The sequence below is a fragment of the Vreelandella sp. GE22 genome, assembly GCF_968212445.1.
Genome location: NZ_OZ309110.1, coordinates 2761465 through 2775135, shown reverse-complemented (window position 1 = coordinate 2775135; position 13671 = coordinate 2761465). Strand labels below are relative to the sequence as shown.

11 protein-coding genes are annotated in these 13671 nt (G+C 59.1%); 8 read left to right on the top strand and 3 right to left on the bottom strand.

What is annotated here, in order from left to right; all coding sequences use genetic code 11:
- The first annotated feature begins 57 nt into the window (after positions 1-57).
- From rpsU to rpoD, 3 genes are all read left to right on the top strand, one after another.
- Positions 58-273, top strand: coding sequence for a 30S ribosomal protein S21 (gene rpsU / locus ACWHRL_RS12990; RefSeq protein ID WP_007113641.1), 216 nt, complete (start codon positions 58-60; stop codon positions 271-273).
- Between the two features lie 191 nt (positions 274-464).
- On the top strand, positions 465-2300 hold the full coding sequence (gene dnaG, locus ACWHRL_RS12985) for a DNA primase (protein WP_447893987.1): 1836 nt from the start codon (positions 465-467) through the stop codon (positions 2298-2300).
- A gap of 285 nt (positions 2301-2585) precedes the next feature.
- Positions 2586-4442, top strand: a complete 1857-nt coding sequence (rpoD, locus tag ACWHRL_RS12980; RefSeq protein ID WP_447893986.1) for an RNA polymerase sigma factor RpoD — start codon at positions 2586-2588, stop codon at positions 4440-4442.
- Between the two features lie 120 nt (positions 4443-4562).
- Here rpoD and ACWHRL_RS12975 read toward each other — a convergent pair whose 3' ends face one another.
- From ACWHRL_RS12975 to ACWHRL_RS12965, 3 genes are all read right to left on the bottom strand, one after another.
- Positions 4563-6134, bottom strand: a complete 1572-nt coding sequence (locus ACWHRL_RS12975) for an AbgT family transporter (protein ID WP_447893985.1) — start codon at positions 6132-6134, stop codon at positions 4563-4565.
- A 161-nt stretch (positions 6135-6295) separates the two neighbouring features.
- Positions 6296-6955: a hypothetical protein gene (locus ACWHRL_RS12970; RefSeq protein WP_447893984.1), complete on the bottom strand. Its 660-nt coding sequence runs from the start codon at positions 6953-6955 to the stop codon at positions 6296-6298.
- A gap of 139 nt (positions 6956-7094) precedes the next feature.
- The gene (locus ACWHRL_RS12965) at positions 7095-7994 is read right to left on the bottom strand and encodes a LysR family transcriptional regulator (RefSeq protein WP_447529545.1); all 900 of its coding nucleotides are present in this window, start codon (positions 7992-7994) and stop codon (positions 7095-7097) included.
- Between the two features lie 133 nt (positions 7995-8127).
- On the opposite strand from ACWHRL_RS12965, the gene ACWHRL_RS12960 reads away from it, so the two are divergent.
- From ACWHRL_RS12960 to ACWHRL_RS12940, 5 genes are all read left to right on the top strand, one after another.
- Positions 8128-9237 carry an S-(hydroxymethyl)glutathione dehydrogenase/class III alcohol dehydrogenase gene (locus ACWHRL_RS12960; RefSeq protein WP_447529544.1) on the top strand — a complete coding sequence of 370 codons (1110 nt, stop codon included), beginning with the start codon at positions 8128-8130 and terminating at the stop codon, positions 9235-9237.
- A 96-nt stretch (positions 9238-9333) separates the two neighbouring features.
- Positions 9334-10188, top strand: coding sequence for an S-formylglutathione hydrolase (gene fghA / locus ACWHRL_RS12955; protein WP_447529543.1), 855 nt, complete (start codon positions 9334-9336; stop codon positions 10186-10188).
- 10 nt (positions 10189-10198) lie between these two features.
- Positions 10199-10915 carry a monofunctional biosynthetic peptidoglycan transglycosylase gene (mtgA, locus tag ACWHRL_RS12950; protein WP_447893983.1) on the top strand — a complete coding sequence of 239 codons (717 nt, stop codon included), beginning with the start codon at positions 10199-10201 and terminating at the stop codon, positions 10913-10915.
- A gap of 272 nt (positions 10916-11187) precedes the next feature.
- Entirely contained in the window at positions 11188-11577 is a 390-nt protein-coding gene (locus ACWHRL_RS12945; protein WP_447529541.1) for a DUF4168 domain-containing protein, read from the top strand.
- Between the two features lie 183 nt (positions 11578-11760).
- Positions 11761-13662 (top strand): DUF294 nucleotidyltransferase-like domain-containing protein, encoded by a 1902-nt coding sequence (locus ACWHRL_RS12940; protein ID WP_447529540.1) that lies wholly within the window; start codon positions 11761-11763, stop codon positions 13660-13662.
- The last annotated feature ends 9 nt before the right edge of the window (positions 13663-13671 follow it).

The window sequence follows — 13671 nt, the reverse complement described above, 5'->3', positions numbered from 1 at the left end:
GTATAAAGCGGTGTACGCACTATCCGAACTAAGTCTCCTTAAGGTGGTGAGTGCTTAATGCCTTCTGTAAAAGTACGTGATAACGAGCCGTTTGACGTCGCCCTGCGTCGCTTCAAGCGTTCTTGCGAAAAAGCCGGTGTTCTTTCCGAAGTACGCCGTCGTGAGCATTACGAGAAGCCGACTGCTGAGCGCAAGCGCAAAGCGGCCGCGGCCGTAAAACGTCACGCCAAGAAAATTCAGCGTGAGCAAAAGCGTTTCGAACGGCTCTATTGATCCGTACCCAGAAATATCCACGTCGGTTTTAGTGGATATTTCAAGAGGGATGCCAAGCGGCCGCCGTAAGGTGGCCGTTTGTTTTTAAGGGCGTCCCAAAGAATCGATGCTTACAAGAGAAAGTGGCGTAACCCAAGCACGTCGTTTGGGTTACATTATTTTATCTTGCCCCGCGCAGGAAACGTTCACCCATGGCCGGTCAGATCCCCCAGCGATTCATTGACGACCTATTGGACCGCGTCGACGTCGTCGAGGTGGTGGGTGAGCGCGTGCAGCTTAAAAAGGCCGGGCGTAATTACTCGGGCCTTTGCCCCTTCCATCAGGAAAAGACCCCCTCGTTTACGGTGAGCGCCGACAAGCAGTTCTACCACTGCTTTGGCTGCGGCGCCAACGGCAACGCGCTACGCTTTTTAATGGAGTACGACAAGCTCCCTTTCCCCGAAGCCGTCGAACAACTGGCCGCACGCCAGGGGCTCGAGGTTCCGCGCGAAGGCGGTGACGACCCCCGAGAGCGCAAGCGCGAGCAAAAGCGCAAAGAGGGCGTGAACCTTCTGGAGCTTGCCGGTAGCTTTTACCGCGAGCGGCTCAAGATGCAGGAAGGTCAGGGGGCCAAGGCGTACCTCAAAAAGCGCGATTTGTCCGATGAGGTGATTAGTACCTACGGTATCGGTTTCGCCCCGGATGGCTGGGAGGCGCTCAAGCAGCACCTCAGCGCCAAGGGCGTGAGCGAAGAGGTCCAGGTCGAATACGGGCTTTTGATTCACCGCGAAGATACCGGGCGCACCTATGACCGTTTCCGCGACCGGGTGATGTTCCCCATTCGCGACCTGCGCGGGCGCACGCTGGGCTTTGGCGGGCGCATCATGGGGGACGGCCAGCCGAAGTACCTGAACTCGCCGGAAACGCCGGTGTTTCATAAAGGCCGCGAGCTTTACGGACTTTATGAGGCTCGCCGGGCGGTCAATAAGCTCGAACAGCTGATCATGGTCGAAGGCTACATGGACGTGGTGGCGCTGGCGCAGTACGGCATTCACAACGCCGTGGCAACCCTAGGTACTGCGACCACCGAAGATCACCTGCATCGCCTTTTTCGCTTGGTCAACCGCGTAGTGTTCTGCTTCGACGGCGACCGCGCCGGGCGTCAGGCCGCCAGCCGGGCGCTGGAAACGGCGCTGCCGCAGATGATCGACGGGCGCGAAGCGCGCTTTTTGTTTCTGCCCGAAGGCGAAGACCCGGATTCGCTGGTACGCCGCGAAGGCGAAAAAGCCTTTCAGGACCGGGTCACCTGCGCGATGCCGCTGTCCGAGTTCTTGTTCGAGCAGGCCGGCCAGGGGCGCGATTTGAATACGGTCGAGGGGCGCGAACGCTTCGCAAGCCAGGTACTGCAGGCGATTGGTAAAGTGCCGGAGGGCATGCTTCAGTCGCTGCTGTTCGAGGCGCTTGCCAAACGAAGCGGGCTTGCCAAAGAGCAGCTTCAGGCCATGCTCGAAAAACGCGCCCCGGCGCCTGCCGCCGAAGCTGATGTCGACGAGCCGGCGCAGTCCGCGCCTTCCCCCGCCGCCCCCCGGAAAGCGGCCAAGCCGCGGTCGGCGCTTGGCAAGGTGCTCTCGAGCGTCGAGCGTATCAATCAATTGCTGCTTTTCGAGCCGCGGCTGGTCGAAGCACTCCCGGGCGAGCTCGATTGGCTGCCGGAAGACGACAGCCATACGCCGCTTTGTCGCGAGCTGGTCACGCTTTTGCGCGCCGGGCGCTATAAAAGCCCCCAGGTGGTGCTGGCGCATTTTCAAGGCAGCGAAGAGGGTCAGGTGCTCGCCGAGCTCGCTCGGCGGGAGCTTTTGATTCCGGCGGCCACGCGCGAAACCGAGCTTTTAGGGCTGGTCGAGCACCTAAGTGCCCATCAGCGCAAGCGCTCGCCGGAAGAGGAGTACCACGCGCTGCTGGCGCTCGAGCGTTCGGGGCAGAAGCTGGATAAAACCCAGCGGCAACGTTTGGCCACTCTGGTGGTCGAACTGACACGCAAGCAGTAGCGTCACAACAGGAAATGAAATCGAGAAGCGCTCGAAGCGAAGAGCAGGGTAGGGCGTTTGAAAAGAGCGCAGTGTGCGGGGTTGAATTTCCGCCGCCAGGCGCCATATAGGGAGCATTGCGGGCCATAAAATGGCCTAACCGAACAAACTAACACACCTGATTCGCCGCGCAAATACGTTTCGCTGGGAAAAATACAGCAAATTACGCTATAATGTTCGGCTTGTTGAGTTTAATCGATTCAGCGCCCCAGGTGTTTCATTCTTCTTCGTCGAGATAGGGTTTCTATGGCTGGAAATGCGCAGCAGCAGTCGCGTCTGAAGGAGTTGATCGCGCGCGGCAAGGAACAGGGCTACCTGACCTATGCCGAGGTCAACGACCATCTACCCGAGGATATCGCCGACCCGGATCAAGTGGAAGACATCATTGGCATGATCAACGACATGGGTATCAATGTCGTTGAAGAAGCGCCGGATGAAGACACTTTGATGATGTCGGATCACTCCACGGACGAGTCCGCTGCGGAAGAGGCCGTTGCGGCCCTTGCCGCCGTGGAAAGCGACGTAGGTCGCACGACCGACCCGGTGCGCATGTACATGCGCGAGATGGGTACGGTCGAGCTTCTGACCCGCGAAGGCGAAATCGAAATCGCCAAACGGATCGAAGAGGGCACGCGGGAAGTGATGTCGTCACTTGCCTATTTGCCGGGCGCGGTGACCTCCATCCTCGACGCCTACGACGCGACCCAGGACGAGGAAGCGCCAGGGCGACTGTCGGATCTCTTCTCCGGCTTCATCGACCCGGACGAAGGTATTCCAGGCGTTGCCGAAGCCGAAGTGGTCGAGCCCGAAGTCGACCCTGAACCTGGCGATGACGCCGAGATTGACGGCGACGGTGAGGACGAAGACGACGATAGCACCGCCAGCGAAGGTGGCCCGGACCCGGAAGAAGCGCGTGCGCGCTTCGAGCAGATCCGTGAGCAAAACGCCGCTGTGGGCACCGCGTTCAAAAAGCATGGCCGCGGCAGTGCCGAGCTCAAGGCCGAGCAGGCGCGTCTGGCCGAATTGTTCTCGCCGATCAAGCTCGTGCCCAAGCACTTCGAGCGCCTGGTGGGTCAGGTGCGTATCAGCGTCGAGCAGGTGCGTGCCCAGGAAAAGGCCATCATGCAGCTTTGCGTGAAAAAGGCCAAGGTGCCGCGCAAGCTGTTCATCAAGTCCTTCCCCGGTTTTGAATCGAACAAGGGCTGGCTGGATAAATTCCAGGAAGAGCAGCCGAAGTACGCCGATCGTTTGGAGCCGCTGCGCGCTGATATCGCCCGCTGCCAGCGCAAGATCGCCTTTGAAGAGGACATGGTCCAGCTGATCGTGTCGGATCTTAAAGAGGTCAACCGCAAGCTCTCGATCGGTGAGGCCAAGGCGCGCCGGGCCAAAAAAGAGATGGTCGAGGCGAACCTTCGTCTGGTGATCTCGATCGCCAAGAAGTACACCAACCGTGGCCTTCAGTTCCTGGATCTCATTCAGGAAGGCAATATCGGTTTGATGAAAGCGGTCGACAAGTTCGAATACCGCCGCGGTTACAAGTTCTCGACCTACGCCACCTGGTGGATTCGTCAGGCGATTACGCGTTCGATCGCCGACCAGGCGCGCACCATCCGTATTCCGGTGCATATGATCGAGACGATCAACAAGCTCAACCGCGTATCGCGTCAGATGCTTCAGGAAATGGGCCGCGAGCCCACGCCGGAAGAGCTTGGCGAGCGCCTCGAGATGCCGGAAGACAAGGTACGCAAGGTCCTGAAGATCGCCAAGGAGCCGATCTCCATGGAAACGCCCATCGGTGACGACGACGACTCGCACCTGGGCGACTTCATCGAAGACGGTACCATGCTGCTGCCGATCGACCTGGCCACCGGCGAAGGCTTGATCGAAGCCACGCGCAACGTGCTCGGCGGCTTGACCGCCCGGGAAGCCAAGGTGCTGCGCATGCGTTTCGGGATCGACATGAACACCGACCACACCCTCGAGGAAGTGGGCAAGCAGTTCGATGTCACCCGCGAGCGTATCCGCCAGATCGAAGCCAAAGCGCTTCGCAAACTGCGCCACCCCAGCCGCTCGGAGCCGCTACGCTCGTTTCTTGATGAGTAGTGAAGCGTGAATGGTAAGTAGTGAGTGGTTAGTAGTAAGTGGTGAATAGTAAGTGGTAAGTCGTGGAAAGCAAAAGCCCGCCGTTCTTTGAACGGCGGGCTTTTTCGTGCAGTGGGCTTTTTATAGCGTGTAGTAGGTGGCGGCTCCCGGGCCGACCGGTAGTCCAAAGACGAACACCCAGATGAAGAACAAAATACTCCAACCCACCAGCATGAACAGTGTATAGGGCAGCATCAGCGCGACCAGGGTGCCGATTCCCATGTCCTTACGATAACGCGAGGCGACGGCCAGGATCAGACCGAAGTAGCTCATCATCGGCGTGATCAGGTTGGTGGTGGAATCGCCGATCCGGTAGGCGGCCTGGATGACTTCCGGAGCGTAGCCCATCAGCATCAGCATGGGCACGAAGATCGGCGCGGTCACCGCCCACTGGGCCGAAGCGCTGCCCAGTGACAGGTTGACGAAGGCGCACATCAAAATGAACAGCGCGAAAAGCCCCGGACCGCTCAGGCCTAACGAGTCCAGAAGGCTCGCGCCGGCGACCGCCGTCACCGTACCGAAGTTGCTCCAGTTGAAGAGGGCGACGAACTGCGCGGCGAAAAACACCAGTACGATATAGAGCCCGAGGCTGCTCATGCTCTTGGCCATGGCGTTCACTACGTCGCGGTCGGTGTGCATGGTGCCCGCCATACGCCCGTAGACAAAACCGAGCAGGGTGAACGATACCGCCACGATCACCACGATACCGCTCAAAAAGGGCGAGCCACCAATCGCGCCGGTTTCCTGATTACGCAGCACACCGCTTTCCGGTACCACCAGCGCGAGGAGCACGGCGACAATGGCGAGTAGGGCCAGGCCGGTCCCCTTGAGCGCGCGCTTTTCACTCGCCTCCAGCCCTGTCATTTGCTGGTCGTCGATATCGCTTTCGGCATAGGCCTGGTCGAACTTGCCAAGCTTGGGCTCGACGATGTACTCGGTCACCAGGCCCCCGATGATGGTCACGAAGAAGGTGCTCACGAACATGAAGAACCAGTTGGCCTCGGCGCCCACGATATAGGCCGGGTCGAGAAGCCGCGCCGCTTCCTGGGTAATGCCGGAGAGCAGCGGGTCGACGGTGCCGATCAGAAGGTTCGCGCTATAGCCGCCGGACACCCCGCAAAACGCCGCGGCCAGGCCCGCCAAGGGGTGGCGACCCAGGGAGTGAAAGATCATCGCGGCCAGCGGAATCAGCACCACGTAGCCGAGTTCGGCGGCCATGTTGGACAGTATGCCGGCAAACACGACGGCGTAGGTGACCAAACGCGGTGAGCGATTGAGCACCAGCGCGCGCATGGCGGCGGATAAAAGCCCCGAGTGCTCCGCCACGCCTACGCCGAGCATGGCGACCAGCACGGTGCCAAGCGGTGCGAACCCGGTGAAGTTGGTGACCACTTCGGTGATCAGGCGGCGAAGCCCGTCGGCGTTCAAGAGCGAATTGACCGTAATCCATTCGCCTTCGTTGGCGGGGCGCGGGTCGGCCACCGATACGTCTAAAGCGCCGGCAATGCCGCTGGCCACGACCACGAGAACACACAAAATGGCGAATAGCGTCACCGGGTGGGGCAGCAGGTTGCCCAGCCACTCGACGCTATCCAGAAAGCGCGTGAACGCGCTGCGCTTGGATGCCTTTTCGGCGCTGTTGGGGTTTTCCATGAGAGGAATGTATCCGGTTGATTATTGGGAAGGTTTAAAAAGTGTTAAACGAAAACACTACGGTCATGCCAAAACCTTCGCAAATGGCTTTACGCATAGCGGTATATAAAAAATGAAACGCCGCCTTGAGGGCGGCGTTAAAAAGCGGGCGGCAGGGCGTATCAGGGGAGGGGGTTGGCCGCCTGGCGGGCAAGGTAGACGCGCCGGGCCATCAGCAGAAGCTCGAGGGTGGCAAACAGGATCAGGCTATAGCCAAGAAGCTCGACGACCTCTTCCGCGGCGTCCTTGAAGGTGCGCTCGTAGCCTTCGCCAAGCACTGCTTCCCAGAAAATGCTCCGCCCGTACAGGCGCGAAAAGACGTAAGTCGTCAGCACTCCGCCGGCGAAAAGGCCGAAAGCGAAGGTGTTGCTGTAGTAACGGAACTCGTCCAAAAACTGTTGGCGCTTGATCACCACCCAAGCAATCGAAGGAATCACGATCAGCGCGACCAGGATTTTCCAGGTATTGCGGGCGATGTACTCGTCCAGAAAATAGTCCTGCTCGCGGACCAGCGAGGAGGCAATAAAGGCGAACAGCAGTAGCGTGACCGTGGGCCATACTTTTAACACCTGGCGCACATAAATCAGCATGAGGCAGCAGGTCGCCAGCACCGCAGTTTGGGTCAGCTCGGTAAAGCCGTTTTCGCTAAAGCGAAGCACGGGCATATAGAGCGCTTCCAGGTAGGCGCCCTGAGCGATTGCGCCGATGAACAAAACATAAAGCGTTGCACGCATGAGAGTCGTTTTAAAATTGATGGGCCAGTTGGGTGGGGGGAGTGACATTGAGCTTCCTTACAAGACATAGCGTCGGCTATAAACATTCATTGATGAATGTTCATTATATCGTCACTTTGTCGTGCTCGCACGCTGATAATGCCGTCAAGGCGCTCCATGGGCGCTTTTGTCACCCGGTTGTCACTTTTTAACCTGGCGCCGCGCGTGGGGGTAGCTTTTTTTCGATATGCACCGCGAGATAGTCGACCAACTGGCGAATCTTGGGTGAAAGATGGCGGTGGCGGGGGTAGACCGCCCAAACGGCGGTATCGTGGTGTTGAAACGGCTCCAGTACCGCGATTAGCTCGCCACTTTCAAGGTAAGGCGCCACGTAGTAGTCGGGGAGCTGGGCAAGGCCGAGCCCTTTCAGGGCGGCGTCCAGTAGCGCAGGTCCGGAGTTTCCGCTCCAGCGCCCCTCCAGGCGAACCTCCCGGCGCTGGCCGTTGACCTCGAAAAGCCAGTAGGGGCGCGAGCCCAAAAGGCAGGGGTGCTGGCTGAGTTCGCTCAGCGTGTGGGGAACGGGGGCCTGGCGAAAGTAGCTGGACGCGCCGACGATATATTCGCGGCGCTCGCAAAGACGCTTGGCGATCAGTGAGGAATCCTTCAATACGCCCATGCGGATCGCGATATCGAAACCTTCGTCGATCAGCTCTACTTCGCGATTGGTGAAGTGCATGTGCACTTCGAGCTCCGGGTGCTGGCACTGAAAGTCGTTGACCAGCGGCGCCACGAAGCGCTCGCCGAAGGTGGTCGCGCAGGTCAGTTTTAAAAGACCCTTGGGCTTGGCCTGAAGCTCGCTAATGGCCTGCTCGGCATCGCGCAGACCATCGAACAGATGACGGCAGTGCTCGACGTAGAGTGAGCCGGCCTCGGTGAGGCGGATTTGACGCGTCGTGCGATAAAGAAGCTGCACGCCGAGCTGATTTTCCAGCTGGCTGACGAGACGGCTGGTATGCGAAGTAGACACTTTTAGATGACGTGCGGCGGCAGAAAACGTCCCTAGCCGTACGACTTCGACAAACGCTTCGATACGGTCCCAACGCTGCATGATGCTCCTCGAAGCCCATTGTTGCTGTCCAGCAATAATGTTGTGAGTATATCCCTATTTATCCTTGGCGCCTAGCTGACTACACTGACCCACGTCGAGTAAGGTCTTTGCTCTTTGTCCCAGGAGATATGGTATGAAATCACGCGCTGCTGTAGCGCTTGAAGCGGGTAAGCCGCTCGAGCTAGTCGAGATCGATGTAGAAGGCCCCAAGGCCGGTGAAGTGCTGGTCAAGATGGAAGCCACCAGCGTTTGTCATACCGATGCCTATACGCTGTCGGGCAAGGACCCGGAAGGTAACTTCCCTGCGGTACTGGGCCACGAAGGCGCCGGTATCGTCCAGGAAGTAGGCGAGGGCGTGACCAGCCTGAAACCCGGCGATCACGTCATTCCGCTTTATACCGCCGAGTGCGGCAAGTGTAAGTTCTGTCTTTCCGGCAAGACCAACCTTTGCAGCAGCGTACGCGCGACTCAAGGGAAGGGCGTCATGCCCGACGGAACCTCGCGTTTCTCACTGGACGGCCAGATGCTGCATCACTATATGGGCACGTCTACCTTCAGTGAGTACACCGTCGTACCGGAAGTGTCGCTGGCCGTGGTCTCCAAAGAAGCGCCCATGGACAAGATCTGCCTGTTGGGGTGCGGTGTGACCACCGGTATTGGCGCGGTGCTCAATACCGCCAAGGTTCAGCCCGGCGACACCGTCGCGATCTTCGGTTTGGGCGCGATCGGCCTGGCGGCGATTCAGGGCGCGGTAATGGCCAAGGCGGGCCGTATCATCGCCATCGACGTCAACGAAGACAAGTTCGAGCTGGCCAAGCAGTTCGGCGCCACCGACTTCGTCAACCCGAAGAAGTACTCGGACCCGATCCAGCAGGTCATCGTGGACATGACCGACGGCGGCGTGGACTACTCCTTCGAGTGTATCGGCAACGTCAACGTCATGCGCTCGGCGCTCGAGTGCTGCCACAAGGGCTGGGGCGAGTCGATCATCATCGGCGTGGCCGGCGCCGGCGAAGAGATCTCCACGCGGCCTTTCCAGCTGGTGACCGGACGCGTCTGGAAAGGCTCTGCGTTCGGTGGCGTCAAGGGGCGCAGTGAGCTTCCGGGCTACGTGGAAAGCTACATGAACGGTGAGATCAATATCGACGATTTCATCACCCACGACATGCCGTTCGAGAAGATCAACGAAGCGTTCGACCTGCTTCACAAGGGCGAAAGCATTCGCACCGTTCTGCACTTCTAACGTGTCGTCAGGTGGCCGCGTGCTAACGCTATCGTCACAAGCGTGACCAAACGCGGTGGGGTATCCCGCCGCGTTTTCATCTTTAGGAGCTTACTCATGAGCATGAGCGAAACTCTGGAGCTCGTCTCCGCCAACCGCAGCTTCGGCGGCTGGCACAAGCGCTACCGCCACTACTCGCGGGCGCTGGACTGCAACATGGTCTTTGCCGTTTACCTGCCACCCCAGGCTGAAAACGAGCGCGTACCGCTGGTCTGGTGGCTTTCCGGGCTTACCTGCAACGACGAAAATTTCATGCAAAAAGCCGGCGCTCACCGCGTGGCCGCCGAGCTTGGCATCGCCATCGTATGCCCCGATACCAGCCCGCGGGAAACCGACCTGCCCGGCGAGCACGAAAGTTTTGACCTGGGCTCCGGGGCCGGCTTCTACGTCAACGCCACCCAGCCGCCCTGGAAGAGCCACTACCGTATGTACGACTACGTGGTCGAAGAGCTCCCTTCCGTGGTGCGCCAGCACTTCCCGGTGAATGGGCGGGAGTCGATCAGCGGGCACTCCATGGGCGGCCACGGCGCGCTCATTCTGGCGCTGCGCCATCCTGGGCGGTTTAGCTCGGTATCCGCGTTCTCCCCGGTCGTGAATCCGATGAACTGCCCCTGGGGCCAGAAAGCCTTTAGCGCCTACCTGGGCGAGGACGAGTCCCGCTGGCGCCAGTACGATGCCTGCGAGCTGGTCGCCAACGGCGCCTCGCGTCAGCGTCTGTTCATCGACCAGGGCGACGCCGACCAGTTTTTGGAAGAGCAGCTCAAGCCCGAGCGTTTAGAGGCCGTGTGCGAAGAGCACGACCATCCACTAACGCTGCGCCGCCAGCCAGGGTACGATCACAGCTACTTCTTTATCGCCTCGTTCATCGAGGAGCATCTGCGTTATCATGCGCAGCACCTCATGAAACCCTAAGGATGTCGTAATGCTCAATCGTGCGCTGCGCCGCTATTTGCGTCTTCTATGGCGCGTTGTATGGCGTGGCGCACTCGCCTTCGTGCTGCTATCCGTAGCGCTGGTACTGCTCTTTAGCGTGGTGCCGCCGCCGGGGTCGATGATCATGGCCGAGCGCAAGGTGCAGAGCATTATCAACCGCGAGCCGATCACCATTACCCGCCAATGGCGAAGCTTCGAGGATCTTTCGAGCAACGCCAAGCTCGCCGTGATCGCGGCGGAAGATCAGCGTTTTCCCCAGCACCGCGGCTTCGATCTGGTCGAGCTCAAACGCGCCTGGCAAGCGCGCCAGGACGGATCCCGGCTACGTGGGGCCAGCACCTTGAGCCAGCAAACCGCCAAGAATGTCTTTCTGTGGAGCGGGCGCAGCTGGCTGCGTAAAGGGCTCGAGGCCTGGTTTACGCTATTGATCGAAACCTTTTGGAGTAAAACGCGCATTCTCGAGGTGTACCTGAACGTGGCCGAGTGGGATACCGGCGTATTTGGCCTGGAGGCCGCGGCGGATCACTACTTCGGCGCCTCGGGGAGTGCCATGACCGAACGTCAGGCCAGCTTGCTGGCCGCGATCCTGCCCGACCCACGTAACCGCAGCGCTTCGCGCCCGGACGCCCAGGTCGAGCGGCGCAGCCAGTGGATCCGCCAGCAAATGCGCAACCTGGGCGGCGTGGGCTACCTGGAGCGGCTTTAAACTTTCTCGTTAGGCTTCACCGGCACGCCCGTCGCCGGAACGCTTTGCCCTCTCATCTTTTTAAAACGTCAGATTGAGTATGTCAGGCGCTCGCCACAAAAGCGGGCCATTGGCGCTTGAAAGCAGCGCCGACGTTGAAACGCCACGGCCTGCAAGCCGCTTTGTTACATTTATTAACAATCTGTTGCGTATAATTTCACTAAAAGTTGAACCTGTGGAAGCATGTCGCGTCTGAATCACCACATACATAATGCGCAAAGAGGTTTCTTATCATGCAACGTTTGACTGCTTTGTTTTCAGCTGCACTGCTTGCAACCGGCCTGATGGCAGGTACCGCCAACGCCCAGCAAGCGCAAGACCCGGCGCAAGACCCGATGGCCACCCAGCAAGCGCCGGCTCAGGACTTCTCTGATCAGCAGCTACAGCAGTTCGCCGATGCTTCTCAAGAAATCGCCGTGATCTCTCAAGAGTACACACAGCGTCTGCAGGAAGCAGAAGACGAGTCCGCACAGCAGGAAGTACGCGCTGAAGCCAACGACCGTATGCTCGAAATCGTCGAGGACAGCGGTTTGGATGTCGATACCTTCAACGCGATCGGCCAATCCATTCAGCAGGATCCGGAAATGATGCAGCGCGTGCAAGAAATGGCTAGCGAGTCGTAACTGGCAATATGCTTGGTGTGGCGGGCGTATAGCAATCAGTAGCGCTTTAACGCTCGCCTGCCGCTGCATTACTCGAAAGCCCGATGCCTTGCATCGGGCTTTTTTGTGCGCGCTGCTTTACCGAGTGCTTGAATACCGCCAAACTTGCTCCACTGAAGTGAGCGTTGCACTCAAGGAGTCGCTATGGATGTGGAATTGTGGGAAATACGCCAGCACATGGGACAGTTCCCGCCCTTCGATGGACTGTCGGATGAGCTGCTGGACGCGATTGCCGAATGCGTAGAAGTTCGTTATTACAAAACCGGTAGCGAAGTGCTAACGCTCAACGAAGTGCTCGATGAGCTTTGCTATATCCGAAGCGGGGCGGTCGAAGTGTACCGCCGCCGGGGCGAGCTCTATAACCGGCTGGGCGAAGGCGATATTTTTGGCCATTTCAGCCTGTTGAGAAATCATCGCGTGCGCTTTCCCGCCACGGCGATCGAAGATACGCTCATGTACTTCATTCCCAAGCATATCTTCCAGCGCCTGTGTGAAGAGGACGAGGACTTCGCCGACTTCGTCGAACTCGAGCGCCCCAGGCTCGAAAGCGCCGCCCAGCAGCAGCAAAAGTCCAACGACATGATGGTCACGCGGATTCGCAAACTGGTGTCGCGCTATCCGGTCATGGTGGAGTCCACCATCAGCGTGCAGCAGGCGGCGGTTCAGGTCAGCCAAGCCCAGGCCTCGGCCGTACTGGTCATCGATGAAGGCAGTGAGAACCCGCGCTACAGTTTCAAGGATAGCGAAGGCAAGACCTGGCAGATGTGCGGTATTTTGACCGACAGTGACTTTCGTAACCGGGTCGTCGCGAAGGGCCTTTCGCCGCAGACGCCGATAGGCGAGGTCGTGTCGGATAAGCTCATTACGGTCCAGTCCGACGCCTCCATTTATGAAGCCATGCTCATCATGCTGCGAAGCAATGTGCACCATTTGCCGGTGCTCTACCGCCAGCGCCCGGTGGGCGTGGTGCATCTCTCCGACATCATCCGCTACGAAACCCACAGCGGGCTTTACCTGGTGAGCAACATCTTCAACCAGTCGAGCGTTCAGGGCCTGGCCCGCTTGGCGTCGGATGTTCGCGCCTCGTTCGTGCGTATGCTGCAGGAGGGCGCCAACTCGGTGATGGTGGGAAGTGCGCTCTCGACGATCGGGCGCAGCTTCTCCCGGCGGCTTTTGGAATTGGCCGAAGAAGAGCTGGGGCCGCCGCCGGTGCCGTACTGCTTCATGGTCAACGGCTCCATGGCGCGTAACGAGCAGGGCATCGTGACCGACCAGGATAACGCGCTGGTACTTTCGGACCGCTTTGACCCCGCCCAGCACGACGACTACTTCAAGGCGCTGGCCACCTTCGTCAGCGACGGCCTCGACGCCTGCGGCTATACCTACTGCAAGGGCGATATCATGGCCACCAACGAGCAGTGGCGCCAGCCCTTGCACGTTTGGAAAAATTATTTCGAGGAGTGGATCGCCAACCCCACGCCGGAGAAACTGCTACATAGCTCGATCTTTTTCGATCTGGACAGCATTTACGGCGAGGACCACTACGTGGAAACCTTGCAAGACCTGATTGCCCAAAGAGCGCCAGAGGCCCCGCGGTTTTTGGCCGCGATGGCACGCAATGCCCTCAATCGCACGCCACCGCTCGGGTTTTTCCGCACGTTCGTGATGGAAAAAGATGGCAAGCACAACAACTCGATCAATCTAAAGCGCCGCGGCACCGCGCCCATGGTGGATCTGATACGCGTTCACGCCCTGGCGTGTGGCTCCAAGGCCCAAAATAGCTTCCAGCGCTTGAACGACATCGACAATACGCAGCTACTTGCCTCCGGGGTGAGCGACAAGCTCAGCTATGCATTCGAATTTTTGTGCATATCGCGGCTTCGTCATCAAATGATCGACCTTCAGGAAGAGCGTGAACCGGATAACAACATCGAGCCGGAAAACGTCGACGATAGCGAGCGTCACACGCTCAAGGACGCGTTTCAGATGTTGAGCAACGCGCAGAAATTCCTGAAGTTCCGCTACCCCATGCCGACCCAGCGCTAGAGGCTACAT

Bases quoted from the DNA above. Each gene is read 5' to 3' on its own strand.
- rpsU (WP_007113641.1), top strand. From the start codon at position 58: ATGCCTTCTGTAAAAGTACGTGATAACGAGCCGTTTGACGTCGCCCTG.
- dnaG (WP_447893987.1), top strand. From the start codon at position 465: ATGGCCGGTCAGATCCCCCAGCGATTCATTGACGACCTATTGGACCGC.
- rpoD (WP_447893986.1), top strand. From the start codon at position 2,586: ATGGCTGGAAATGCGCAGCAGCAGTCGCGTCTGAAGGAGTTGATCGCG.
- ACWHRL_RS12975 (WP_447893985.1), bottom strand. From the start codon at position 6,134: ATGGAAAACCCCAACAGCGCCGAAAAGGCATCCAAGCGCAGCGCGTTC.
- ACWHRL_RS12970 (WP_447893984.1), bottom strand. From the start codon at position 6,955: ATGTCACTCCCCCCACCCAACTGGCCCATCAATTTTAAAACGACTCTC.
- ACWHRL_RS12965 (WP_447529545.1), bottom strand. From the start codon at position 7,994: ATGCAGCGTTGGGACCGTATCGAAGCGTTTGTCGAAGTCGTACGGCTA.
- ACWHRL_RS12960 (WP_447529544.1), top strand. From the start codon at position 8,128: ATGAAATCACGCGCTGCTGTAGCGCTTGAAGCGGGTAAGCCGCTCGAG.
- fghA (WP_447529543.1), top strand. From the start codon at position 9,334: ATGAGCATGAGCGAAACTCTGGAGCTCGTCTCCGCCAACCGCAGCTTC.
- mtgA (WP_447893983.1), top strand. From the start codon at position 10,199: ATGCTCAATCGTGCGCTGCGCCGCTATTTGCGTCTTCTATGGCGCGTT.
- ACWHRL_RS12945 (WP_447529541.1), top strand. From the start codon at position 11,188: ATGCAACGTTTGACTGCTTTGTTTTCAGCTGCACTGCTTGCAACCGGC.
- ACWHRL_RS12940 (WP_447529540.1), top strand. From the start codon at position 11,761: ATGGATGTGGAATTGTGGGAAATACGCCAGCACATGGGACAGTTCCCG.